Origin of the sequence: Sorangium sp. So ce363, from assembly GCF_051520435.1 — a bacterium.
Lineage (GTDB): Bacteria > Myxococcota_A > Polyangia > Polyangiales > Polyangiaceae > Sorangium > Sorangium cellulosum_B.
The window spans coordinates 237,839-262,751 of the sequence record NZ_CP150333.1 but is presented as its reverse complement, the minus strand read 5'-3'; the positions used below and the strand labels follow the sequence as shown (position 1 = coordinate 262,751).

General features: G+C 72.0%; 18 protein-coding genes. 9 read left to right on the top strand and 9 right to left on the bottom strand.

Going from position 1 to position 24,913, the window contains the following annotated elements:
- Positions 1-12: 12 nt before the first annotated feature.
- The gene (locus WMF12_RS01050) at positions 13-966 is read right to left on the bottom strand and encodes a S1 family peptidase (protein WP_437860017.1); all 954 of its coding nucleotides are present in this window, start codon (positions 964-966) and stop codon (positions 13-15) included.
- A 562-nt stretch (positions 967-1,528) separates the two neighbouring features.
- Here WMF12_RS01050 and WMF12_RS01045 point away from each other — a divergent pair.
- From WMF12_RS01045 to WMF12_RS01025, 5 genes are all read left to right on the top strand, one after another.
- Positions 1,529-2,977, top strand: a complete 1,449-nt coding sequence (locus tag WMF12_RS01045) for a cytochrome P450 (RefSeq protein WP_437860006.1) — start codon at positions 1,529-1,531, stop codon at positions 2,975-2,977.
- 242 nt (positions 2,978-3,219) lie between these two features.
- On the top strand, positions 3,220-3,477 hold the full coding sequence (locus WMF12_RS01040; RefSeq protein WP_437859991.1) for a hypothetical protein: 258 nt from the start codon (positions 3,220-3,222) through the stop codon (positions 3,475-3,477).
- A gap of 42 nt (positions 3,478-3,519) precedes the next feature.
- A complete protein-coding gene (locus tag WMF12_RS01035; RefSeq protein WP_437859987.1) occupies positions 3,520-3,993 on the top strand; it encodes a hypothetical protein in 474 nt (157 codons plus the stop codon).
- 85 nt (positions 3,994-4,078) lie between these two features.
- Positions 4,079-7,720: a PD-(D/E)XK nuclease family protein gene (locus WMF12_RS01030; RefSeq protein ID WP_437859981.1), complete on the top strand. Its 3,642-nt coding sequence runs from the start codon at positions 4,079-4,081 to the stop codon at positions 7,718-7,720.
- An 83-nt stretch (positions 7,721-7,803) separates the two neighbouring features.
- Positions 7,804-9,015, top strand: a complete 1,212-nt coding sequence (locus WMF12_RS01025) for an ABC transporter permease (RefSeq protein ID WP_437859975.1) — start codon at positions 7,804-7,806, stop codon at positions 9,013-9,015.
- A 63-nt stretch (positions 9,016-9,078) separates the two neighbouring features.
- On the opposite strand, the gene WMF12_RS01020 is transcribed toward WMF12_RS01025, so the two are convergent.
- Entirely contained in the window at positions 9,079-11,436 is a 2,358-nt protein-coding gene (locus WMF12_RS01020; RefSeq protein WP_437859968.1) for an ATP-binding protein, read from the bottom strand.
- Positions 11,437-11,938: 502 nt separating this feature from the next.
- On the bottom strand, positions 11,939-12,481 hold the full coding sequence (locus WMF12_RS01015) for a hypothetical protein (RefSeq protein WP_437748159.1): 543 nt from the start codon (positions 12,479-12,481) through the stop codon (positions 11,939-11,941).
- Between WMF12_RS01015 and WMF12_RS01010 the strand changes: the two genes are divergently transcribed.
- Positions 12,371-13,273, top strand: a complete 903-nt coding sequence (locus tag WMF12_RS01010; RefSeq protein WP_437743690.1) for a DUF4142 domain-containing protein — start codon at positions 12,371-12,373, stop codon at positions 13,271-13,273. The two genes, WMF12_RS01015 and WMF12_RS01010, sit on opposite strands and share 111 nt — an antisense overlap.
- A gap of 176 nt (positions 13,274-13,449) precedes the next feature.
- Here WMF12_RS01010 and WMF12_RS01005 read toward each other — a convergent pair whose 3' ends face one another.
- Positions 13,450-13,875, bottom strand: a complete 426-nt coding sequence (locus WMF12_RS01005; RefSeq protein WP_437743689.1) for a hypothetical protein — start codon at positions 13,873-13,875, stop codon at positions 13,450-13,452.
- A 162-nt stretch (positions 13,876-14,037) separates the two neighbouring features.
- Here WMF12_RS01005 and WMF12_RS01000 point away from each other — a divergent pair, with 162 nt between their 5' ends.
- Entirely contained in the window at positions 14,038-14,691 is a 654-nt protein-coding gene (locus WMF12_RS01000) for a hypothetical protein (RefSeq protein WP_437859951.1), read from the top strand.
- A 145-nt stretch (positions 14,692-14,836) separates the two neighbouring features.
- Here WMF12_RS01000 and WMF12_RS00995 read toward each other — a convergent pair whose 3' ends face one another.
- Positions 14,837-15,196 (bottom strand): arsenate reductase family protein, encoded by a 360-nt coding sequence (locus WMF12_RS00995; RefSeq protein ID WP_437743687.1) that lies wholly within the window; start codon positions 15,194-15,196, stop codon positions 14,837-14,839.
- A gap of 745 nt (positions 15,197-15,941) precedes the next feature.
- Between WMF12_RS00995 and WMF12_RS00990 the strand changes: the two genes are divergently transcribed.
- Positions 15,942-17,282: a sigma-70 family RNA polymerase sigma factor gene (locus WMF12_RS00990; protein WP_437859941.1), complete on the top strand. Its 1,341-nt coding sequence runs from the start codon at positions 15,942-15,944 to the stop codon at positions 17,280-17,282.
- A gap of 24 nt (positions 17,283-17,306) precedes the next feature.
- On the opposite strand, the gene WMF12_RS00985 is transcribed toward WMF12_RS00990, so the two are convergent.
- From WMF12_RS00985 to WMF12_RS00975, 3 genes are all read right to left on the bottom strand, one after another.
- A complete protein-coding gene (locus tag WMF12_RS00985; protein WP_437859933.1) occupies positions 17,307-17,948 on the bottom strand; it encodes a hypothetical protein in 642 nt (213 codons plus the stop codon).
- Positions 17,945-19,153, bottom strand: a complete 1,209-nt coding sequence (locus tag WMF12_RS00980) for an RCC1 domain-containing protein (RefSeq protein ID WP_437859927.1) — start codon at positions 19,151-19,153, stop codon at positions 17,945-17,947. Before WMF12_RS00980 ends, WMF12_RS00985 begins: the two co-directional genes overlap by 4 nt.
- Positions 19,154-19,545: 392 nt before the next feature.
- Entirely contained in the window at positions 19,546-20,466 is a 921-nt protein-coding gene (locus WMF12_RS00975) for a transposase (protein ID WP_437859919.1), read from the bottom strand.
- Positions 20,467-21,498: 1,032 nt separating this feature from the next.
- On the opposite strand from WMF12_RS00975, the gene WMF12_RS00970 reads away from it, so the two are divergent.
- On the top strand, positions 21,499-23,937 hold the full coding sequence (locus WMF12_RS00970) for a PAS domain-containing protein (RefSeq protein WP_437859907.1): 2,439 nt from the start codon (positions 21,499-21,501) through the stop codon (positions 23,935-23,937).
- A 60-nt stretch (positions 23,938-23,997) separates the two neighbouring features.
- Here WMF12_RS00970 and WMF12_RS00965 read toward each other — a convergent pair whose 3' ends face one another.
- Positions 23,998-24,906 carry an MBL fold metallo-hydrolase gene (locus WMF12_RS00965; RefSeq protein WP_437859894.1) on the bottom strand — a complete coding sequence of 303 codons (909 nt, stop codon included), beginning with the start codon at positions 24,904-24,906 and terminating at the stop codon, positions 23,998-24,000.
- Positions 24,907-24,913 lie beyond the last annotated feature (7 nt).

The window sequence follows — 24,913 nt, the reverse complement described above, 5'->3', positions numbered from 1 at the left end:
TCACCTGTCCCGTCATCGCACCTGCACGCCGGCGCGGAGCGCGCAGTCCGGGTCGGCCGGGAACGCGCAGGCGAGGGCGCACACCCCATCTTGGCCGCAGTGGAGATCGGCGCAATCGGGGTCGACGATCTCGGGCCCGACGTCACACGCCGCCTCGCAGAGGCCGTCCGCGCGGCACGGGTTGTCCGCCTCGAACTCGTCGATCGTCGGCTGGATGAACTGAGATATCTGGTCGAGATCGGTGCGCGCCTGCACCCCGTCCAGCGTGCAGGGGTCGTCGCCGAACGAGGTCACGCCGGCGTGGCGCTCGACGCCCCCGCGCACGAGGAACGCCGGACCTCCGGAGTCGCCGGCGCACGTGTTCATGTCGGGGACCTGGTAATAGAACTGGGTCGCGTCGATCGTCCCCGGCGTCCCGCCGACCTGGGCGGGGCCGACGGCCACGATAGGGAACGTCACGGCGCGGCGCATGCCGAACCCTGTCCCCGCGACGCCGTCGGAAACACCGTAACCGACAAAGGTGTAGTCCGGCCCGACGTACCAGGTGGTATTCTCCATCGATTCGCGCAGGAGGGGCGCGGGCTGCACGGGCGCGTCGCTCTCCAGCTCGAGGAGGGTAAGGTCGTTCTGGAGGCTTGCGGGATCGAAGGCGGGGTGCCTCCGCGACGTCTCGATCCGCACGCTCTCCGACCGCCGCCCGAGGGTCGGGCCGAAAAAGACGCGCGTGAGCGCGCCGTGGCAGTGTCCCGCGGTGATCACGGTGCGCCGCGAGATGACGGTCCCGCTGCAGTACGCCCGGTTCCGATTGCCCACGCCCACGACATAGGCGTGCGTCGTGTCCACAGCGCCTCCAACGATGCGCTGCCGGGACGTGAGCAATGGCTGCTCGCCATCGCCCGCGGGAGGTGCGTCCGCGCAGCCGAGCCCGCCGAGGCACAGGATCGCGATCGGGATGGCATTCTTCATACTGCAACCTTTCCGTCCAGAAATGGTGTCCAGAGCGGCGGATTGCGGAGGCGCCCGCGGTTCGGCGCCGCTCGGACCCGCGGGCGCGCGGGGGGCATAACAAGCGCAGTGCCAGCGCCATGCTCGGCGAGCGCGCGAGTCGGCCGCGGGGCGCGGCGGGGAGTCCTGGAATGGCGCGCGAGCGGGGGGATCTCGTCGGGGCGAGCACCGCAGGAGGGACGGCGCGGACGTTCGCTCCGCTCCGGAGAGGGCATGGCGCCGCGGTCGCGGCCCATGGCGCCGCGGTCGCGGCCCTCGCGCGCTCTCCGATGCCACGATAGCGGAGGACCGGGGGCGGGGCAGCGGCCGTCGGCAAGCTCGCCCGCTCGTCGATCCGCGGCCGCCGCGCACCTTCGTCACGCGCCGGCTCGCCCAGGGGCGCCTCGCCGCCGCGCTCGCGATGCCGGCGCGTGACGAAGGCGGCGCGCCGGCGAGCGCCCACGCACACGCCAGGACGAGCTACGTTGCACCTTGACCGCGGCGGCGCCGGCGCTGGCCGCTTTCGCTCTCTCGAAAGGAGACCATGGAGACCGCCAGAGCAGAAGTCGCCCCTTCAGCGGGCGTGAGCGATCTATCGACGCTGCCAGGACCGCGGAGGCTGCCGCTGCTCGGCAACCTCCTCGAGATCCGGCCGACCCAGTTCCACCTCACGCTCGAGGGCTGGAACCGCAAGTATGGGGATCTCTACACCTTCTGGCTCGGCCGCGCGCCGGTCGTCGTCGTCGGCAGCGCCGAGCTCGTCCAGCGCATCCTGCGCGAGAGGCCGAAGGAGTTCCGCCGCTGGAGCCCGCTGCAGGAGCTCATCGACGAGATGGGCTTCGGCGGCGTCTTCTCGGCCGAGGGCGACCAGTGGACGCGGCAGCGGCGGCTCGTGATGAGCGCGTTCACCGCCGGGCAGCTGCGCGAGAGCCACGGCACGCTCTCCACGATCACCCGCCGGCTCCGGGAGCGATGGCGCGCCTCGGCCGCGCGGGGGGCGCCGGTCGACGCGCGGCGAGACCTCGCCCGTTACACGGTGGATGTCACCACCGCGGTGGCGTTCGGCCTCGACATGAACCTCATCGAGCGCGGCACCGACCCCCTGTCGCACCAGCTCGAGACGGTCTTCGCGGCGCTCAACCGCCGCGTCTTCGCGCCATTTCCGTACTGGCGGCACGTCAAGCTGCCCGCCGATCGGGCCCTCGATCAGGCGCTCTCGGAGGTGCGCACGCGGATGCTGGGCATCCTCCGGACGACGCGCGCGGAGCTCGACAGGGATCCGGCGCGGGCCGCGGCGCCTCGCTCGCTGCTGGAGGCATTGCTCGTGGCGCGCGACGCCGACGACCCGAAGGCGCGGCTGTCGGAGCAGGAGGTGCTCGGCAACGTGCTCACGCTGCTGCTCGCGGGGGAGGACACGACGGCCGACACGATGGCCTGGATGCTCCACTTCATGGCCCTGCGCCCGGACGTGCAAGCACGGATGCGGGCCGAGGTCGACGCCGAGCTCGGCGACGCGGACCTGCCCGAGAGCCCGGAGCACGCGCAGCGGCTGCGCTATCTCGGGGCGGTGGCGCAGGAGACGCTGCGCCTGAAGTCCGCGGCGCCGATCCTGTTCATGGAAGCCTGCGCGGACACGGTGGTCGGCTCGCTGCGGCTCGCGGCGGGGACGCGGATGATCCTGCTGACGCGGCAGATCGCCCTGAAGGAGGAGCACTTCCACGACGCGGCCTCGTTCATGCCCGAGCGCTGGTTGACCCCGCGGCCGGCGGGCGCCGGCAAGCACGACCCGCGCGCCGCCCTCGCCTTCGGCAGCGGCCCGCGGGTCTGCCCCGGGCGCGCGCTCTCGATGGTCGAGAGCGCCATGGTGGGCGCCATGGTCGCGCGCGACTTCGATGTATCGCTGGTCGACCCGGCGCGGCCCGTGAAGGAGCTCCTCGGGTTCACGATGAAGCCGGAAGGGCTGTTCGTCCGCTTCACCCCCCGCCGCCGCTGACGTCCCATCGAGCCTCGTTCCGGGGCCATGCTGGGGTTGATCCCACCGAGAGAGACGCCTTGAGCCCATCGGGACACGACGTGCATACCTCCTTCCAATCCGCAAAAATGCGCTACCTCCTGGTCCTCGGTGTCGCCGTCGTTTCGTTTGCGCTCGGATGGTTTCTCAGGCCATCCGTCCGCGTCGCTGGCTTCCCGGAGATAGGGGAGCTGCAGCCGTTCACGAAGAGAGGCTGCACCAAGGTGGGAGTTCCGTTAACGGAGCTCGGGGCGTTCTCGGAGGCCTCGCTCCGCTACTCGCCCGGCGACAGCGCGCGGCTCCAGGTGGTGGCGTTCCGCCGCGCGGGCCCGGACGCGGAGCTGCTGCAGCTCGACGCGGGCGAATACGACGACGAGTTCGACGCCAGCGGGGAGGTGTTCAAGCTGCGCTGGGATGCCACCAAGGGGTGGCAGGTCGACGACTGTCACGTGGTCGTCAGGTACTGGCCTGGAAGGCCCTGAGCTGCGCGTCGTGCTCATTCCCCACAGCCGACCGGAAATCTCGTGCGGCCGACAAATATTTCCACACGACTTGCTCTGCCTTCCGGGCTGCCCCGGACGCGTTCGACCCTTCTGCTGCGGCTGCTCGGCTCGGGCCGCCGCTTTCGCGAAGCGGTGGCGGATCTGGCGGCGTTGCCCCGCGATGCCTGGGAGAAGAGCGTCGCCGTGCCGCTGCTGTTACACTTCGGGCTCGACCAACAGGAGCCGACAACCGACGAGGAGGACGATGTGAGCGCAGCGATCCGGGCTTGGTTCGAGGAGTACACGCAGCAGCTCCGCGACGAGGGGCGGAACCAAGGGCGCGCCGAGGAGGCGGCGCGTGCGGTGCTGACTGCGCTCCGGGTTCGCGGCATCGCCGTACCGGACATCCTGCGCAAGCGCATCCTGCTCGAGAAGGATCCTGAGCTCCTGGAACGGTGGCATGAACGGGCCATCGTCGCTGCATCGATCGAAGATGTGCTCCCGGACCTGAGCTGAGCGATGCCAGCCAACGGCAGACTGCCGAGCTCGTAAGCGTCGCTCATCACCTCCCCGCGGCCTCTGCCGCCTCTCGAGCCACCCCGTGCCCCACGCCGTCATCACCTCCCCCAGCGCCGCCGCTCGCCTCGATCGGGCCGTGGGCTGGCTGCGCCGCCGGCGCCCCGCCGAGCGCGTGCTCCTCGTCGGCGCCTCGGTCGAGGCCGTGAGCGAGCTCGCCCGCGCGTCGATCCGCGGCCGCCGCGCCACCTTCGGCTGGCACCGGCTGACCCTGGGGCGCCTCGCCGCCGCGCTCGCGATGCCGGCGCTCGCCGAGCGCGGCCTCGTCCCGGCCAGCGCGCTCGCCATCGAGGCCCTCTGCGCGCGCACCCTCGACGGGCTCGCGCAGGACGGGCTGCTCGGCCGCTTCGCCCGCGTCGCGGATCGACCCGGGCTGCCGCGCGCCGTCGCGCGGACGCTCGACGAAGCGCGGCTCTCCGGCGTCGCGCCGGACGCGCTCGCGCCGGCCGATCTCGACCGCATCGCCCACGCGTTCGACGCCGCCCTGGACGACGCGGGGCTCGCCGATCGCGCGATCGTCCTGCGCCTCGCGGCCGAGCGCGCCCGGGCCGCAGACGACGGCGACCCCCGCTCGCGCCACCCGCTGCTCGGGCTGCCGATGCTCCTTCTCGACCTGCCCGTGCGGTTCGCGCTGGAGCGCGAGCTCCTCGAGGCCGTCGCCGCGCGCTCGCCGGACGCGCTCGCCACCGTTCCGGCCGGCGACGCCGCGTCGCTGCGCCACCTGCAGGCGGCGCTCCGATCGCCGCCGCGGCGGGTCTCGCTGACCGCGGTCTCCGCCGCGCACGACGGCGCCGGCGCGGGCAATGGCGTGGACGACGGCGCCGACGACGGCGCGGGCGACGAGCCGCCGCCGGTCGCGCCCAGCACCTCGCTCGCGCGTCTGCAGGAGCACCTGTTCGACCCGCTGACCGACGAGGCCCCCGGGCTCGGCGACGAGGTCGAGATCCTCTCCGCGCCCGGCGAGAGCCGGGAGTGCGTGGAGCTCGCGCGCATCGCGCTGCGCGAGGCCGCGCGCGGCGTGCCGTTCGAGCGGATGGCGATCCTCCTGCGCGCGCCCGAGCAGTACCGCGCGCACCTCGTCGAGGCGCTGCGCCGGGCCGGGATCCCTGCGCACTTCGCGCAGGGCTCGGTGCAGCCCGACCCGGCGGGCCGCGCGCTGCTCGCGCTGCTCGCGTGCGCCGCCGAGCACCTGTCGGCGTCGCGCTTCGCGGAGTACCTCTCGCTCGGGCAGGTCCCCGACGCGACGCCCGCGGGCGAGCCGCCGCCGGCCCCGCCCGAGGCCGACCGCTGGGTGCCGCCGGACGATGACCTCTTCCCCGAGCTCCTGCGCGGCGGCTTCGACGAGGCGCCGCCGGACGACGAGATGGCGGGGGAAGATCTCGGGTTCGATCCGCCAGGGAAAAGCTTCAGTCCGGCCGCCCAGAACCCCAATCGGACAGCCCCCGACCCCGATCGGACAACCCCCAACCCCGGTCGGACAACCCCCAACCCCGATCCGACAGTCCAGAGCCCCGATCCGACAGCCCCAAACCCCGATCCGACAGCCCCAAACCTCGATCCGACAGCTCCAAACCCCGATCCGACAGCCTCAAACCTCGATCCGACAGCCCCGAACCCCGATCCGACAGCCCAGGGCCCCGACGCCCCGGTGCACGACGGCACCCTGCGCGCCCCGCGGCGCTGGGAGCGCATCCTCGTCGACGCGGCGGTGATCGGCGGGCTCGATCGGTGGGAGGCGCGGCTCTCGGGCTTCGAGCGGGAGCTCCGGCTTTCGCTCTCCCGCGCCCCCGAGGACCGCGACGCCGCGCGCATCGCGCGGACGCTCGCCGACCTCTCGGCCCTCCGCGCCTTCGCGTTGCCGCTGCTCGCGGCGCTGCCCGGCCCGGGCGAGCGCGCGACCTTCGGCGAGTGGCAGCGCCGCCTCTCGGCCCTCGCGACGCGCGCGCTCCGGCGGCCCGAGCGCGTGCTCGCCGTGCTCGCCGAGCTCGCGCCGATGGCCCACGTCGGCCCGGTGGACCTCGGCGAGATCCGCCTCTGCCTCGCGTGCCGCCTCACCGACCTCGTGCTGCCCCCGGCCGCCCGCCGCGACGGGCGCCTCTTCGTCTCGCCCATCGAGGGCGCCCGCGGGCGCTCGTTCGACGTGGTCTTCGTCCCCGGGCTCGCCGAGCGGATCTTCCCGCAGAAGGTCACCGAGGACCCGATCCTCCGCGACGCCCTCCGCCGGACGATCGCCGGGGGCGACTCGGGCCTCGACACGAGCGACGACCGCGTGGCGCGCGAGCGCCTCGCGCTCCGGCTCGCGGTCGGCGCGGCCCGCCAGCGGCTCGTCGTGTCGTACCCGCGCGTGGACATGGATCAGTCCCGGCCTCGGGTGCCTTCGTTCTACGGCCTCGAGCTCCTGCGCGCGGCCGAGGGCAGGCTGCCCGGCTTCGGGGAGCTCGAGCGCCGCGCCGAGCAGGGCGGCGCCGCGCGCATCGGCTGGCCCGCGCCCGCGCGGCCCGAGGACGCCATCGACGCGGCCGAGCACGACCTCGCGCTCCTCGAGACGCTCTTCAGCCTGCCGGAGGCGCAGACGGTCGGCACCGCGCGCTACCTGCTCAACGCCAACCCCCACCTCGCGCGGGCGCTCCGGTTCCGCGCGCGGCGCTGGATCCCGGGCTGGACGAGCGCCGACGGGCTGTTCAAGCCGATCGCGGAGGCGCGCGAGGCGCTCGCGAAGCACGCGTTCGGGCGCAGGTCGTTCTCGCCGACCGCCCTCCAGCACTTCGCCGCGTGCCCTTACCGCTTCTTCCTCTACGCCGTGCACAAGCTCGCCCCGCGCCCGGCACCGGAGGCGATCGAGGAGCTCGACCCGCTCCAGCGCGGCCGGCTCGTCCACGACGTGCTCTACGAGGTGCTGGTCGCCCTGCGCGACGCGGGCAAGCTGCCGCTCGGCCTGCCAGCGCTCGACGAGGCCCGGGCCGAGCTCGATCGGGCGCTCGACCGCGTCGCCGCGCGCTACGCGGACGAGCTCGCGCCGGCGATCCGGCGCGTCTGGGACGACGGCATCGCGTCGGTGCGGGCCGACCTCCGGGAGTGGCTGCGGCGCGCCGCGGAGGACCGCGACTGGGAGCCGATCCATTTCGAGCTGTCGTTCGGGCTGCCGCGCCGCCTCGCCACCCGCGATCCGGGGAGCTCGGACGCGCCCGTGGAGCTCGACTGCGGCGTCCGGCTCCGGGGCTCGATCGACCTGGTCGAGCGGAGCGTGTGGGGCGCGATGCGGGCGACCGACTACAAGACGGGCAAGGCGCGGGCGCCGCGCGACGCGGTCGTGAGCGGCGGCGGCACGCTCCAGCCGGTCCTCTACGCGCTCGCGCTGGAGAAGCTCATGCCCCCGGGCACGCAGGTCGAGTCCGGGCGGCTCTATTACTGCACCTCCGCCGGCGGGTTCACGGAGGTGCCGATCTACCTGGACGCGCGGGCGCGCGACGCGGCCGCCCAGGTGGCGGGGATCATCGGAGACGCGATCGACAAGGCGGCCCTCCTGCCGATGCCGGCGGAGGGGGCGTGCGCGCAGTGCGATTACCGGCCGGTGTGCGGGCCCTACGAGGAGCTCAGGACCGGGAAGATCAAGCGGCGCGACATCGAGCCGCGGCGGCGGCTGGAGCAGCTCCGACGGCTCGCGTGAGCGCGGGTGTCGCACGGAAGCGTCGCCCCTGGACAGTGGCCCGCGATCGCCGGGGGCGTGGCCGGGGATGTATACACTCCATCATGCACAGCAAGATCGCTTTGCCCTGCGCCCTCCTCGCGCTCGCGGCGACGGGCACCGGTTGCAATCTCATTTTCGGCATCGAGCCTGGCACGGAGGGGGCTTCCTCCGCTTCCTCGACGACGACGAGCACCGGACCTGGTGACGGAGGCTCTGCCCAGACGACGTCGGGCGGCGGCGACGGCGGCGATGGCGGCGATGGCGGCGATGGCACCGGCGGCAACGGTGGCGATGGCGCCGGCGGCACGCCCTCGTGCCCCCCGTCGAACTGCGCCGCGGGGGAGTGCCCCGTCACGCAGATGCCAGGGGAGCTCGGGTCCAACGCGAAGGGCATGGCGGTCACCCGGGATCTCGTGCTCATGGCCAACAACCAGGCCATCGTCGCCATCCCGAAGGACGGCGGGGCCGCACGTACGCTCCCGGGCACCCTCGGCTTCGGGGATACCGCCTGGATCACCTACTCGGGCGGGCAGCTCTCGTGGACCAACTGGAGCAACGGAGACGTGCTGGGGATCTCCATCGAGCCGCCGAGCTCCAGCCCGATCCAGATCGCGCAGGTCCCCCTGCAGGAGAACGGCGATCCGGCGGTCACGGCCTTCAGCCGGATCACCTCCTTCGGCGACAGCGTCTACTGGGCGACGCAGACGCCCCCGGCGGTCTGGCGGGCCAAGGCCGACGGCAGCCAGGCCGTCGCGGAGCTGGTCGCCTCCGACGACCACCCGATCGGCGTCGCCGTCGACGCGACCCACGTCTACTGGTCCAACTACTGGTCGCGCCAGATCCTGCGCAAGACGAAGGATCCGCTCGGCGAGACCGCCGAGGTCTTCGCGGAGGCGAACGGCAACCCGACCGTGCTCGTCCTCGCCAACGGCGTCGTGCACTGGGTGACCGACACCAACGGCGCGGTCCAGTCCAAGGCGACGAGCGCGGCGCCGAGCGCCCCGCCCTTCACCACCACGGTCGACGCTCAGGCCGTCGCCAAGTCGCTCGCGGTGGACGACGAGTTCGTCTACTGGACCGTTTACATGAACAGCGAGGGGAAAGGCGAGGTGCGGAGGGCGCACCTCGGCATGGGGGACACGGTCACCCTCGCGACCGGGCAGCCGTACTTCTTCGAGATCGCCGTCGACTGCGGGTCCATCTACTGGAACATCAACAACGTGGAAGCCGAAGAGGAAGCCGTGGTGTTCCAGATGCCGAAGCCCTCGAACTGAGCACCTCGTCCCCCGACGCCGTCGCTGGAAGCGCGCTCCCGGGCAGCTCGGCGGGCGCGACCGCTACGCGGCGCCCTCCGCCTCTTCCCTCCTGGGCCACGTGAACCGGAACGTCGCGCCGCTCTTGCCGTCCGACTCGACCCACGCCCGCCCGCCGCGGCTCTCCACGATCTTTCGCACGATGGCGAGGCCGATCCCCGTGCTCTCCACCTTGTCCCTCGCCTGCAGCGTCTGGAACATCCCCCACACCTTCTCCTGGAACGCAGGCGCGATCCCAGGCCCGTTGTCGGACACGGAGACCTCGACCCTGTCGCCCTGCTCCCGGGCGGACACGGAGACCGCCGCGTCCTCGCGGCCCGCGTGCTTGAGGCCGTTCGTGATGAGGTTCATGAGCACCTGTTGCAAGGGCACCCTGTAGGTCCGCAGGGTCGCCGGCGGCACGTCGAGCGTCACCCGCGCGGGCGGCCTCGGGGCGATGAGCTCGACCACCTCCCTCGCCAGCCTCTCGAGGTCGACGCTCTCCGGCTTCTGGCGGAACCTCGTCGCGCGGGAGTAGGCCAGGATCCCCTCGATCAAGGCCTCCATGCGGCGCACGCGCCCGCGCAGGAGCTCCATCTGATGGCGCGTGTCCGCGGTGAGCTTGTCCGAGAGGTCCTCCTCGATCCACTGGGCGAGGCTCGCGATGCCCCGGAGGGGCGCCTTCAGGTCGTGGCTCGTCACGTACGCGAACTGGTCGAGCTCGGCGTTGGTCCGCTCCAGCGCGCGGATGAGCGATTGCGCCTCCTGGAACCGCCTCGCGTTGTCGATCAGCAGGGCGACGCGGTTCGCGAGCTCCTCGGCGAGCGCGACGTCCGCCTGGCTGAAGCGGCGGCCCGACTCCGCGTGGACCAGCGTCAGCGCGCCGATGGTCCGGTCGCGCCCCCGGAGCGGGACGACGACATACGATCTCAGCCCGAGCGACCGGATCAGGCGCAGGTGCTCGGGGCTCAGCGCGGCGGACTCGATGGCGGCGTCCGGGATGTCGGCCATCCACTCGGAGCGACCGGCGCGGATCACGGCGGACACGCCCGCCGGGGCGTCGGGCCGGGGCGGGGACATCGCCCGGAGGCGCTCGGCGAGCTCGATCTTCGCGGGGTCGCAGTGGTGGACGGCCACGCGCTCGATGGAATCGCCGTTCAGCATGTCGACAGCGCACCAGTCGGCCAGGGTGGGGACCGCCAGGTGGGTCAGGTGCGTGAGCCGCGACGCGACGTCGAGCGAGCCGGAGAGCGCGGCGCCCGCCTCGCTCAGGAGGCGGAGCGTCGCCTGCTGCCGCTCGAGCTCCGCCGCGAGCATCTCCGCGCGCGCCCGGGCCTCGCGCTCCCGCTCGAGGAGGCGCGCCCTGTCCAGCGCCGACGCGCACTGCGCCGCCACGCTGAGCAGGAACTCGCGCTCTTCGGGGCTCCACGCCCGATCGTTCGCGAAGGAGAACGCGAGGCCGCCGAGCAGCGCCGCGTGGGCGACGATCGGCAGGACGGCGAGCGCCTTCACGTCGTCGCGGACAGGCCGCAGGGCCGCGAGCTCGGGGTACGCGGCGTGCAGGCTTTGCCTCGTGTCCACCCAGATGGGGCGGCGCTCCCGGAGCGCGTCCGAGAGCGGCAGTCGGGCGTCGAGGGGCACCCTCGCATAAGGGCTCGTGCGCTGCTCCTCTAGCCCCGAGTGGCCGACGAGCGCCGCGACGCCGGCCGCCTCGTCCGCCGTGTACATCATCGTCGTCGAGGCGCCGAGCACCCGGTGGATGTCGCTCACGACGGCGGCGGACACCTGCTCGACCGTCACGGCGCCGCTCAGCGCGGTGCTGACCGCGAGCAGCGCCTGGGTGAGCCGGGCGCGGCGATCGAGCTCCTCGACCCGCTTCGTGAGCTGCGCGGCGAGCTCGCCGCGCTCGGCCTCGACCTGCTTGAGGCGCGAGATGTCGGCGAACACCGAGATCCCGCCCTCGAGCTCGCCGCCAGGTCCGATGATGGGCGCGGCGCTCCCGAGGACCATGCCATACGTCCCGTCGAAGCGCTGAATCCGGGTCTCCTCGCTCTCGATGACCTGCCGTTCGGACATCGCGCGGGCCATGGCCCAGTCCTTCGCCTCGTACGGGCGGCCGTCCTCGTGGAAGGCGCGATAAAGCGTCCAGTCGTTGATCGATTCGGTCGAGGCGCTGCCGGCCCAGATGCGCTCCGCCGCCCTGTTGTGCAGGACGAGCTTCCCGGACGCGTCGCAGAGGATGACGCCGTGCGGGCTGTGCTCGAGCACGGCGTCGAGCCACCCGCGATCCCGGGACCCCACGGCGCGGAGCCGCTCGAGCTCACGCTTCAGGGCCTCGATGTCCGTCGTATCGACGCGGGCGGCGGGCCCGGGAAACGGGCCGTTGTGCGCGGAGGTTCTCATAGGATGACGGCGACCGGCGCCTCGGCAGAGGGCCGAGGCGGCGCTCGGTCGGACGTCGCCGGAGCTTACGCGCATCGATGGTGCGGCGGAAGGCGGCGTGACCCGGCCGAGCGGGTTCCTCAGCGCGCGGCGCGCGCATGCCCGGCTGCCTGGCGGCGATCCGGCCGCCTGGCAGCTTGTCCGGCGCCGCGCAGGCGCGGGCGGACGGCGCCGACGGCGGCGCGCGGGCGAGTGCCCGAGCGGGTCCTTGGGATCATGGTCGATCGCCGGGCCGGCCGCTGCGCACCGGCTGGGTCTGGGTCAACGCCGAGCGGGACTGCGACTCTCGGCGTGATCGCGCAGGGGGCGCAGGGGCGCTCGGGGAAATGACGATGCAGGCTTAGGGCTCCACCTCGCTCACCATCCTCGCTTCCCGAACCCAGATGTTCGGGGCCGATAACCGGCAGGTGAGCGCGACAGCGCGCCGGTGTCGGCCAAGGAGCAAGCAATGATGGGCAATCGTTCAGGTCGCCTCATGGCGATCATGTTCGCTGGGAGCTTTGTCCTCGCGGGGGCCGGCGGCTGCATGGGCAGCGACGATGACGCCGAGGCGAATCGCGATGGAACGGATGGGCAAGAGCGGACCGGCACGGGCCCCGACGGCAGGAGCCACGGACAGACGGGCCGAGACGGCGCGCGAGGCGCCGGGAGGGGCGGTGGAGCGCAGGCCGGCGGCAGGCAGGGAGGCCGCGAGCAGCCCGGTCATCAAGGCGGCAGACAGGGCGGCGAACGGGCCGGCGGCCAGCGCGCGGGCGACAGGCAGATGTGCGGCGAGCAGGCCGGCCATCAAGGCGGCAGGCAAGGGGGCCGCGGGCAGATCGGCAGTCAGGGCGACAGGCAGGGAGGCCGCGGAGAGCGCAGCGCGACGCAGCAGCCGTCGGACGCTGAGCTCACGATGCTGATCTCGTTCATCCACCAGAAGGAGGTGGATCTGTCGCAGATCGCCTTGGACAAGGCCGAGTCCCCGGACGTGAAGCGCTACGCCGAGCAGATCGTCGAGGAGCACTCCCAGTCCGAGCAGCTCGGCGCGGGCTCGAGGGGCTCAGGTATCAGGATGGAGTCGTGCTCGCGCTGCCGGGAGCTCGACGAGAGCTCGACCGAGGTGAGCGGAGCGCTGGAAGAGGAGGAAGGCGCCGAGTTCGACACGGCCTTCATCTGGGCTCAGATCTCCTTCCATCGCCGCGCCCTCGAGCTCCTCGACGTGCCGGGCGTCGCGAACGCGGAGAACGCCAGGATACGAACCAGCGTGAAGGCGATGCGAGCGGACGTCGAGCAGCACCTGACGGAGGCCGAGCAGCTGTTCTGCTTGCTGCTCCACGAGCAGCAGGCAGGCGGCCAGCAGCAACGCGGACAGCAGGAAGGCACCCAGTCTGGCCAGCAGCAACGCGGACAGTTCGGCTGGGCGCAAACCGGCCAGCAGCAGGGCATCCAGGTCGGCCAGCAGCAGGGCATCCAGGTCGGCCAGCAGCAGCAGGGCATCCAGGTCGGCCAGCAGCAACGCGGACAGGTCAGCCAGATGCAGCCCGGCCAGCGGCAGGGCGCCCAGCTCGGCCAGCAGCAACGCGGACAGCAGCAACGCGGACAGGTCAGCCAGATGCAGCCCGGCCAGCGGCAGGGCGCCCAGCTCGGCCAGCAGCAACGCGGACAGCAGCAACGCGGACAGGTCAGCCAGATGCAGCCCGGCCAGCGGCAGGGCGCCCAGCTCGGCCAGCAGCAACGCGGACAGCAGCAACGCAGCCAGCAGCAAGGCCCCCAGGCCTACGCGCAGCGGCAAGGGGAATCGCAGAAGTCCCAGTAACAGGGCTTCATGTCCCGCAGGGCGGCGGCGACGGCGCCTGCTCGCGGCCTTCGCGAGCGCCGAGCTCCCCGAGCGCCACCCCGCCTATCCGATCCAATGACGGCGCCCATGGTCTCGTGACCGCGATCGCGGGCGAGTAGGCGCGTGCGCGCGGTCGCTCAGGCGAGCCGCACGCGTCATGAGTCGATCCACGTCCACGGGAAATCGACCTCCACAAGCGTCTCGGCGCCGTCGAGCACGTCCACGCTCTCGACGCGCACGATGTCGCTCATCGCGTCTCCGTCGAAATCCACGAGCCAGACATCGACGTCATAGTACCCCTCGGAGAGGCCGTCGATGGTGAGGCCGAGATCATCGCAGTCCCCCACCGCGTCGAGGACGAGGAAGCCATCCTCGTCCTCGACGCTGACCGCGACCCCGCTCACGTCGTGATCGAAGCACGCCCACGGGTCGTCGCTGCCGTCGATGGTCAGGGCGACGGTGAGCGAGCCGCGCGTGAGGTGATCGTGGTCATCGTCATGATCGACGACGATGCACCCCGTGAGCGAGGCAGTGGCGAGGACGCAGCCAGCGAGACCGGTGAGCACCTTCGAAAGTTTCATGGGGGTCGTCTTCCTTTATCCAAGTCTGGCGCTGTCGCGCCGATGCGCGGCACGGCAGCAAGCGCTATACCAGCGAGCGGCGCCCTGCGGTGCCACGCGGCGGCGCTCCGCCTTCGCCGGGTGGCACCGCAGTTGCTCCTGTGAACCCCCATGGAGATGAACGTGCCAGTCCTCGATGTTTCCTCCCCCAGAGCTGCGGCGCGCGCTCAGCAGCGCAGCAGCAGGCTCGCCGTGCTGGCCGCGCTCGTTGCGCTCGCGCTCGTCGGCGCGACCGGGTGCGCGGCAGAAGTCCACACCAGGGCCGCTGCGCCGGCGCATGCGACCGTCACGTACCAGGAGTTCGCGGTGTACGAGGAGCCGGTCGTTCACATCGCAGCGGCGCCGGTCCACGTCGAGACCTACCCGCGCGTGTACTACCGCGGGACCTACGTCTACTATGTGGACGGCCGCTGGTACTACCCGTCGCACCACGGCTGGGTCTACTACCGCGACGAGCCGCGCGCCCTGGTCCGCTACCGCGTCGGCTTCGAGCGACACGGCCACCATCACCATCACCATCACCACGTGCACCGCACAACCACGGTCAGGCCGGCAGCGACGGTCCGGGCGGGGGCCTCGGTCCGGGCGGGGGCCTCGGTCAGGCCGGCAACCTCGGTCAGGCCGGCAACCTCGGTCAGGCCGGCAACCTCGGTCAGGGCAGGGGCTACGGTGAAGGCGGGGGCCTCGGTCAGGCCGGCGACTCCGGCGAAGCCGGCGAAGAAGCATCGCGTGGAGCGTCGACGGCACCACGTCGAGGAGAGGCGCCCCGAGCGCTGACTGCCGCCTCGGCATTGGCACAAACGTTGCGCTTGCACCTGCGACGAGGCGGCGACGCGGGTCGCGGCATGACCGCGCTCCCTTCGGGGCCGCCTCGGCCCGCGCGCGGGCCCAGCCTCCCCCGATCCCCTGGCCCGCCCTCCCGCTACCCGCCCTTCGCGGCATCGGCGAAGGCCTTCCAGGTCGCCTCGGCCGCGCCCACGCAGGCGCGCGTCCCGTCGCGCACGATGGGCGTGCGGAGCAGGAGCGGATCGTCGACGAGGAGCTCCGCGATCCGCGCATCGCTCGGGCCGAGGTGCTGGAGGCCACGCTCCTTCACCCGCGCGCTCTCCGCGTCGTAAAGCACGCGCACGCCGCCCACCGCGCGCGCTACGCTCGCGAGCTCCCCCTTGGAGAGGCCCTTCTCGCGCAGATCGACGAGCTGCACCTTGATGCCCCGGTCAGCGAAGAACCGCTGCGCCGCCCGCGTCGCCTTGCACTTGGCCGTGCCGAAGATCTGGATCATGCGCGTCGCTCCTCGGTGGAATGGCTACTGCGCGCTCCGGAGGGCAGCGCGGGCGTGGAGCATAGCAACCGCTGCCCGGACGGCGCAGGGCCAGCGGCGCGCAGGACGCTCCGCGTCGTGCCCGAAGCGCATCGCCCCGAAGCGCGGCTCAGCAGCAGCGCCGCCGCGCGCAAGGGTCGGTTCTTCCGACCTACGATTCTTCCGACCTACGTTGCCGTCCGCTGCCGTCTCGGATCGATCCCGCCCCGTCGCGGCCGCTCCACCAGACAGATGGCGACCTCGCTCCGCCCCCCTCCGAGGCCGCCCGCTCCGGTCTCGACCGGCCCCGCTGCCCCGCCGTACGGTCCCGGCAACTCGCGACCTCGCTCCGCCCCCTCCGAGGCCGCCCGTGTCGGTTCGAGAGCGCCCCCTCACGAGGCCCTCCGCCAGCGCCCTCACGTCGCGCCCTCCAACGCCCGCTTCTCCGCCCCGCAGCGCGATCGAGAGGGGCGCGTCCGCTCGTCCGGCGACGTACACTCGTCCGGCAACGCACACGCGCGCGCCGCCATCCGAGGACAACGAGAACGCGCCGCGCCGAGCGGGGCAGCAACACCGAAAAACGCCGTGGAAATGCGCCATGTCGGCGGTCGATTCGTTTTCCTATTTACGTCCTCAGCGGTTAGGATATCGAGGCGCATTGATGATCGTGCCCCCTCACACCCTTCGCGGTCGGGTACGACGCAGCGGCAACACTGGAGCGCATTGAATGAGGTTCCGTCCCTCGCTCTCGACGAGCGAGTCCGAATCGAGTCATCCCGTTTCCATCGCTTCCGCGGGCGGACGCGCGGGCGAGCGCGCGCCAGCTCGGCGCGCGAAGGCCACCGGCGCGCAAGCCACGCTCGGCGCGACCGAGCTCTACTTCCGGTCGCTCGCCGGCAGCCAGCCGCTGACGCGCGAGGGCGAGGTCGCGATCGGCCGTCGTATCGAGGCGGGCGCGCTCGCCTGCTTCGAGGCGTGGGTCCGGTCGCCCGTCGCGCTGCGCGAGCTCGCCTCGACGGCAGAGGACGTCCAGGTCGGGGCGCTGAGCCTCCGGGATCTGCTGTGCGAGGCCGACGCGGGTGATCCCGAGGCGGACGCCTCCGCGAAGCGGCTCGCGGAGCTGCTCACGCTCGCCCGCTCGCTCCTCGGCCGACAGATCACCGAGGACGGCGTGGAGACCGCCCTCGCGGGCCTCGCCGCGGGCCTCGCCGAGCTGCGCCTCGATCCGACCTTCGAGGAGCGCATCGAGCGGAGCCTTCGCGCAGCAGCGGCCGAGGCGGACAAGGCGGAGCGCGCCGCGATCGAGGCCACGATCGCGGCGATCGCCCGGGGGCGCCGCGCCGTCGCGCAGGCGAAGTCCGAGCTCGTCCAGGCGAACCTCCGGCTCGCGGTCGCCATCGCGCGGGAGCACCAGCGCTTCGGCGTCCCGCTGCTGGACCTCGTGCAGGAGGGGAACCTCGGCCTGATCCGCGCCGCCGACAAGTTCGAGTACCGCCGCGGCCACCGCTTCGGCACCTACGCCGCGTGGTGGATCAAGCAGGCGATCAAGCGGACGATCCTCAACCAGGGAAAGCCCGTTCGGATGCCGGTCCACCTCACCGCGATCCGGAGCCAGGTGGTGCGCGCCCGGCGAGATCTGGTGCAGGAGCGGGGGCGCGAGCCTTCCGTCGAGGAGATCGCGGAGCGCAGCGGCCTCACCGTGGAGAAGGTGCGGGTGATCAGCGAGCTCGCGCTCGAGCCGCTCAGCCTCGACGCCCCCGTCGGCGAGGAGGGCGATACCCGGTACGGCGATCTGCTGGCCAACGACGAGCCCACGCCCGCGGACATGCTGGCCCGGCGCCGGCTGATCGAGCAGACGCGCGAGCTGCTCGACTCGCTGCAGCCGCGTGAGCGCGAGCTCCTGCGGCGCCGCTTCGGCCTCGACGGCAACGAGGACGAGACGCTCGAGGAGATCGGGCAGTCGTTCTCGCTGACGCGGGAGCGCATCCGTCAGATCGAGGCGAAGCTGCTCGAGAAGCTCCGGACGCGCTCGCGGCAGCGAGAGCTCGGCTCCTATCTCGAGGGGTGAGGGCGCGGGAAGCGCCGGCGCGCTTCAGAAGCTGTACCCCACCGCCCCGCCCAGCCGGTGAGACGAGCCGGCCGCGTTCTCGTACGCGAGCTCGACGTGGTTGGGGACGAGGAAGAGCAGGGCGTCGACGAGCAGGCAGTCGTCCTTGCCGTCGCACAGCCGATCGTCCCGGCTCCCGAAGATCATGCGCCACTTCACGGGCAGGCCGAGGCCGAGGGCCGCGCGCGCGCCGAGCGCGCCGCCGGCCTCGGGGAGCCTGTCGCTCAGCGTCCCGGCGAAGAGGTAGACCGGCGCGACGGCCAGATAGACGTAGTGGTTCATCGTGCCGCTCTCGCCGGCAAAGCCGGCGCGGAGCTCGGGACCGAGCGCGTAGCGCGCGACGCGCACCTGGCCGTCGAAGCCACGGCGATCGTCAACGTCGGTCGAGCCTGCGCTCGCCGAGAGCCCCCCGGAGAAGTACGGGACCCACGACGCGCTGTCGGGGCCCGTAGACCCGCACCAGCCGAGAAACAGCCTGCCCTCGAAGACCCGTACGCCGCTGCCCGCGCACGCGCCGAAGGCGAGATCCATCTGAAAGGGCCGCACCGGATCGGCGAGAGCAGCGCCAGGGGCGAGGGCGCCGGCCATCCCTGCCACGGCCGCGAGCAGCCGCGCGGCGCGCGTCACTGTCGCCCGGTCCCGATCTGGCCTTGGCCGTCGCTGCCCCAGCAGAACACCCCGCCCTCCTCGTCGAGCGCGCAGGTGTGCTCTCGCCCGGCGGCGAGGGCGACCGCGCGCACGTCGAGCGCCGCCTGCACCGGCGCGGAGACCAGGTTGGCCTCCTCGGAGCCGAGCTGGCCGCTCTGGTTGGAGCCCCAGCACACGACGCCGCCGTCGTCGAGCAGCGCGCAGCTGTGGCGCCCGCCGGCGACGACGGCCTTCGCACCGGCAACGCCCTCGACGAGGGTGACGCCGACAACCTCGTCGGCGCTGTCGACGATGGGCCCGCCGCCGCTCTGGCCGTTGAGGTTCCAACCCCAGCACGCCACCTGTCCCGTGCCGAGGGCAGCGCAGCTGTGGCGCCCGCCCACCGCAACGTCGGTCGCGCCGCGCACGCCCTCCTTGCGGGCAGCTCCGGCGGCACCGTCTCCCCAGCACCACACGTCGCCCTGCGCGTCGAGGGCGCACGCCTGCGCTTCGCCGGCGGCGACGCGCGTCACGCCGCGCAGCGGGAACCCACCCAGGTCGAGGACGAGCGCGGGCTCGCTCCTCACGACGGTCTCGGGATCGGAGCCGAGCTGGTGGCTCCGGTTGTCACCCCAGCAGACCACGGTGTCGGCGCCGCGCACGGCGCACGTGAACCCGAGCGATGGGTCGTCCGCCTCCACGAGCCCGCCGGCCGCGAGCTCAACCACGCCCTCCAGGTCGGGCACGTCGCGCGGTGGCACCGGGCAACGCCCACCAGCCACGACGTCCGCGCCCCCGGAAGTGTCGGCGCAGCCCGCCGGCACGACGCCGAGGGAGCCGCCCACGTCATCCCCCCAGCACCTGACCCTCCCCTCGTCGAACAGCGCGCACGTGTGCCGCGGACCAGCGGCGAGACGCACGGGGTCCGCTGCGAGCGAGACCCACCTCGGGGAGGTACTCAGCGAGCCGATGGAAACGTCGCCAAGCTGGCCCGCTTCGTTGTCGCCCCAGCACGCGGTATTACCGTTCCTGAGAATCGCGCAGGTATGGTAGGCACCGGCGACGATCTGCGCCGCGGGTTCGAGCGCCTTCACGCGCACGGGGGTGAAGTGGTAGTCCTCCGAGCAGCCACCGGCGAGGGGCGCCGTGATGAGCAGCGAGGCGGCCGCCCACCGTCGGGAGATGAGACCTCTTCGTCCGATCATGATTCGCCTCGTGCGCGTGCCTGCATAAACGACCAAACGACCCTACCCAGGTTGCGCCGCACCCCGCACGCGAAAACGACCGACCTACGTTGCGATGCGGCCAGGTTGCGTTGCGGCCGGGGGGCGGCGGCACCCCACCCCGGAATGACTATCCCATGGGTCCACCTTTCGAGAGGAATCATTCCGCTCGGCCAACCATCGCGTATAGCACTCTGCCCCTGACGCCGCTTCCTCTGCGTTCGGCACCGCCTGCAGACGTACGAAGGCACGGGTACACCGCCGCACGAGATTCGTCCGTCCACACCGCCGGTCCCAGACGGACGCGCCCCACGACAAGGCACTGATGCCCTCGCCCGTCCCGCCCACCTCCCTGCCACGGCGCCGCTAGGGCTCTACACCGTGAGCACGACGTCGGCCACACTGGCGCCGTGAAACGTGCGCATCCACCACGTCCCCGCGGGGAATACAGCGCTGCGTACGCCGGCACGCCATCGCTCCAGCGCCGCACGGTACGACGCTCGAAACGCACGCACAGCGGCACCTGCGACTCGCCACGCATCTCCCTGCTCGCGACCCACCGCAAACGTCGGATTGCCGTCGCGCAGCGGCTCGAAGCTCGTCACGCGCTCGTGAGGGGACACCTTGCCGGCTCTCTCGGCGCCCAAGAAGCGAAGTCCTCGCCGCTGCACCTCCACGCGGGCCCGCGCTTCGTGTCGCTCGAGCTCGGCAGAGACGTCCTGGCGAAAGCCCTCCGCGCTGTCCTGCTCGATGGCCGGCGGCAGCGCGAGCGAGACCGTCGCTTCCTCGGGCCACTGGGGGTTTTTCGGGTCGAGATACACCGAAGGCCGTGCCGCGCGCAGCACGCCGCGACCGAGCTCGTCCACATCCACCTTGGCGCCCGGCCACTCGCGAGCATGCTGCACCAGGCCAGCGGCGACAGGATTCGCCATGACGTAAGCAATCTTCTCCACCACCGCCGCGCGCGTCAGCAGCCGCACCACGCTCGTGGCCTCGTGGTCCCATACCGGGCCTTCCCACCCGCGAAGCACCTTCGTGCCGAGCGCGACGATGCGATGGAAGAATTGCAAGAACCGCGGCAGGACGCCCCTCGAGTCGGTCACGACCAGGTGCAGATGCGTCGACATGGCGCAGATCGCATGGACCTCGATGCTGTAACGGCGGGTCGACACCGCGAGGACGTAGACCAAGAGCTGGGTGATTGCCGCATCCGGGCGGAAGAGCAGGTGCCGGCGCAGGACGCGACGGGTGATGAGGTAGGTGGCTCCGGCAGCGATCTCGCGGGGCTGGCTCATGACAGGCGCAATAAGACAAGCGCCGTGCCAGGGATTTCAGCCAATCATTTCGCGGCTCGACCAAGCTTCTTGGGTGGCGGCCGCCTGGCGGGCCGCCACCCGAGCTGGAGCCGACTAGCCCAACCTGGGTTGCGGTTAGTCCGCCAACCGGCATCGGATCCGCTGCACCTGGTCGGTCCACAGGATCCGCCCCGCCAACCTGGGTCGGGTCCGCGCGCGCCAACCTGGGTCGGGTCCGCGCCACCAACCTGGGTCGGGTCCGCCCAACGCTCACACTCACACTGTAATTCACGTTTTCTCTTGCGCATCTATGTCGCCCAGCCGTATGGCATCGACGGGTCGCCAAGACCCTTCTGAGTGGGGGAGGATGAAAACCACCTGAACCTCGCCGCGCAAACGCCGGGGGTCTTCCTGCATGGCGTGAATCATGGGTTGCGCCTCTGCACCCCCGCGTGGAAGCGCCGCTCTCGGCTCGATGGTTCACCGGAATGCTTCTGTCCCGGTGTGATTGGCCATCACGAAGCCAGAGCCCGCGCGCCTGTGCGGCGCAACCGAGGTAGGCCACCTCCGCACGCCCGGGTGCGCGCGACGGCGTTCGACCCCTACAGCGACGATGAGAGGTTGCCGTCAGTATGCAAATCGCCCACGCACTTCGAGAGGTGCGGGGGCGCTTGGCCTTCGCCACGAGGAGGCGACGCCGCCCAGTAGCCGCCTCCCAGCGCGCTGGCCGCCGCGCATTTCCTCCCCGGCGTCCTCCTCAGCCAGCGCGTGCGCGGCAGAGCCGCCGCCGGCCTGCACCGGCCCGGGCCCTGGACGGCCGCGTGAACCAGGTTGCGGCGCGAAGGCTCGTGAACCAGGTTGCGGCGCGAAGGCTCGTGATAGTCTCGCTTCGCGCCCACCAGGATCCGGGTAGAAGGCGCGAGGGGCGGATTGAACAGCGACGACAGAGGGCGCGGAGCCGAACGGGGTGGACCGTCCAGGGAGCGACACCGCGGGGATCCGCCGGCGTCGGGCGACACGCTCGCCCGCGCCGTGGCCGACGCGTCGATGGCCCTCTCGCGCGCCGGCGATGACAGTCCGCAGCAAGCGATCGTGGCGGCGGCGGCGCGCCTCCTCCACGTCGACATCGCCTGCCTCTACGATGTCGCGCAGGTGCCGCACACGCTCGGGCTCGTCGCCTGCGCGGGCGGCAGCGCGGGCTCGCTGGACGCCCTCCGGCGCCTGCCGCTCGACGCCCCGAGCCTCGCCGGCGCCGCCGCCCGCTTGAACATCGCGCAGGTCGCGCCCGAGGACGAGAGCGCCGACGCGCTCCTCGACGCCGGCCATCTGCGCCGACGCTGCGGCTGCACCCGCGAGTTCGCGATCCCCATCGCCTTCGCCGGCACCCTGCGCGCGGTGCTGCTCTGCGCCACGGCGCAGCCCGCCCTCCCGCAGACCGAGCTGGTCGAGATCGCGGGCGCCCTGTCGAGCCTCTTCGGGATGGCGCTCACCGCCCCCGAGCTGCACGCCCAGCGCGCACGGATCGAGGAGCTCGAGCGGGAGAACCACGAGCTCGAGCGCTCGCGCGAGCAGCTCCACGCGACGATCGCGGAAGCCAGGCAGACGGAGGCCGCGCTCCGGCTGAGCGAGGACAGCCTCGCCCGCGCGCAGAGGTTGGCGAAGCTGGGCAACTGGGACTGGCACATTCCGAGCAACGAGCTGCTCTGGTCCGACGAGTGTTATCGGATGCTGGGCCTGTCTCGCGACGCCGGCGCGCTCACGTACGAGCGGTTCCTCGCCTGCATCCACCCGGAGGACCGCGAGGGTGTGATACGCTCCGTCGACCTCGCGCTCCAGGGCACCCTGCCCTATTGCGTCGATTACCGGATCGTCCGTCCGAACGGCGAAGAGCGCTCCCTCCACACCGAGGCGGACGTGATCCGCGCCGAGGACGGCTCTCCGCTGCGGATGATCGGCACGGCCCTCGACGTCACCGAACAGCGGCGCGCCGATCGCGCCTTGCGGCTCAGCGAGGAGCGCCTGCGGATGATCGCGGAGCACGCGAGCGACGTCATCTTCCATATACGGCTCGGCCCGGAGGGGGGCTACGAGTACATCAACCCCGCCGTCCTCGAGCACACCGGCTATCCGCCCGCGGCCTGGTACGAGGACCCCGAGCTGTTCGTCACCCTGATCCATCCCGAGGACGTCGGGCGCTATCATGCGTTCGTCGAGCACATGGCCGCGGCCGGCGGCCGGCTCACCTTCCGGATCATCGACAGGAGCGGCCGGACCCGCTGGGTCTCGACCCACATCACGATCCAGCACGACGAGCACGGAAACCCGATCGCCGGGATCGGCATCTCGCGCGACGTCACCACGGAGAAGCTCGCCGACGAGGAGCGCGAGCAGCTCCTCGGACAGCTCGCGGCCGAGCGGCGCTGGCTCCACGCGGTCATCGAGCGCTCGCCTGTCGGCATCCTCCTCCTCGACCGGGCCGGCGCGCAGATCGCCCGGAATCGCCGCGCCCAGGAGCTCGCCGGGACAGACTCGCCGCCCGGGCCCTTAGGCGCATGGGGCCTGTGCCTGCCCGACGGGGAGCCGCTCACCGACGAGGAGCAGCCGTCGGCGCGCGCGCTGCGAGGCGAGGTCACGAGCTCGAGGGAGCTGTCGCTCCGGCGCGCCGACGGCAGCATGCTGGCGGTGCTCGCGAGCGCTGGCCCCATCGTCGACGGGAACGGCAAGCTGCTCGGCGCGGTCGTCGTCTTCGACGACATCACCCGGCTCAAGGAGCTCGAGCGGCTCAAGGAAGAGTGGACGTCGGTCGTCGCGCACGACCTGAAGCAGCCCGTGACGACGATCATCGGCTACGCGACCCAGCTCGAACGGAAGCCCCAGGTCACGACCGCGGTGAAGACGAGGGCGGGACACATCCTGGCGAGCGCCAAGCGGCTCGCGCGGATGGTCTCCGATCTCACGGACATCTCCCAGATCGAGTCGCGTCGCCTCGCGATCGAGCGCGCCCCCATCGACCTGCGCGCGCTCGTGGAGGCGGTCGTCGAGCGGATGGAGAGCGAGACCGAGGGGCGCGTTGTCGACGTCGAGAGCCGCGGGGAGATCCCGATCGTGCACGCGGACGCCGGGCGCGTCGAGCAGGTGCTCAGCAATCTCATCTCCAACGCCGTGAAATACGGTGATCCCGAGACGCCGATACAGGTGGCGCTGGAGCGGCGCGACGACGCGGTGCAGATCTCTATCCGGAACAGCGGCCGCGGGATCCCGGCCCAGGACCTCCCGCTCCTGTTCGAACGCTTCTTCCGGGGAAAGGCGAAGGAGGAGCGCGTGGTCGGCCTCGGCCTCGGCCTGTACATCGCGAAGGGGCTGGTCGAGGCCCACGACGGCAGGATCTGGGTCGAGAGCCCCGAGGGGGGCCACACGACGTTCCATTTCACGCTTCCGGTGGGCGCGGCGCCGCGCCGGGATGCAACGTAGCCACGAGCCGCCCGGCCCTCGGAGGCGGCCTACCGAGAGGAGATGGCCCGCTGTGCGCGGTCAGCGCGCGCCCGCGACCGGAGCGGGGGTCCACAGCGGTGGCTCCGACACGTCCCTCCCCGCTCCGGCCGGCACAGCATGGCTTCGTCCGGTGATGCGCTCGAACTCCACGACGTCATGAGAGCACACGAGCCTTACCTCGTGGCCGCGCTCCTCGCGCAGCGCGCGCAGCCGCCGCTGGTTCTCGAGCCGCGCGCCGCGGTCCTTCTCCATCATGAACTGATAGAGACGCAGACCCGGCGTGCATGCCGGCCGAACCGGGTCCATCTCTCGGTGATAGAAGTAGGCGTCGCCGGCGAGGAGCAGCCAGCCGCCATCGCTCCGGATAGCCACGCCAGCGTGGCCCAGCGTGTGACCGATGAGCGGGACGAAGAGCACCTCGTCCTTCAATCCACCCACCGGCCGCGCGCCCTCGAAGCCAAACCAGCGCTCGCCACCGCCCGAGGGGTAGGCAATCCAGCTCGGCTGCGTCGACCACTGAGCCGGCCGGTAGCGCATCCGGTCGAGGAGCGTCCGCCGCGCGACCGCGGCGTCACGCTCGTCGGCGAGCAGATGGACCTGCGCTCCAGGAAAGTCGTCGAGGCCTCCGGCATGGTCGAAATCGAGGTGGGTGAGCACGATATGGCGGACCTCCTCGGGTCGAAGGCCGAGGCGCTCGATCTGCCGGCGCGCGGTCATCTCGGCGCGAAACTCCGGTCGCACGAGGAAGAGGAAGAACCGGCTGAGCCGCTTCCTCGCCATCGAGACGTCCAGCAGCCCAAGCCCGGTGTCCACGAGGACCAGGCCGCTCTCCGTCTCGAGGAGCAAGCAATGGCACGTCAGCCGCCCGCGGAGCCCCAGCGTTCGCCCGTCCATCAGCGCGCCGCCGACCGGACAGGTCGAGATGCAGTTGAGATGATGGATTCGCACGGACGCA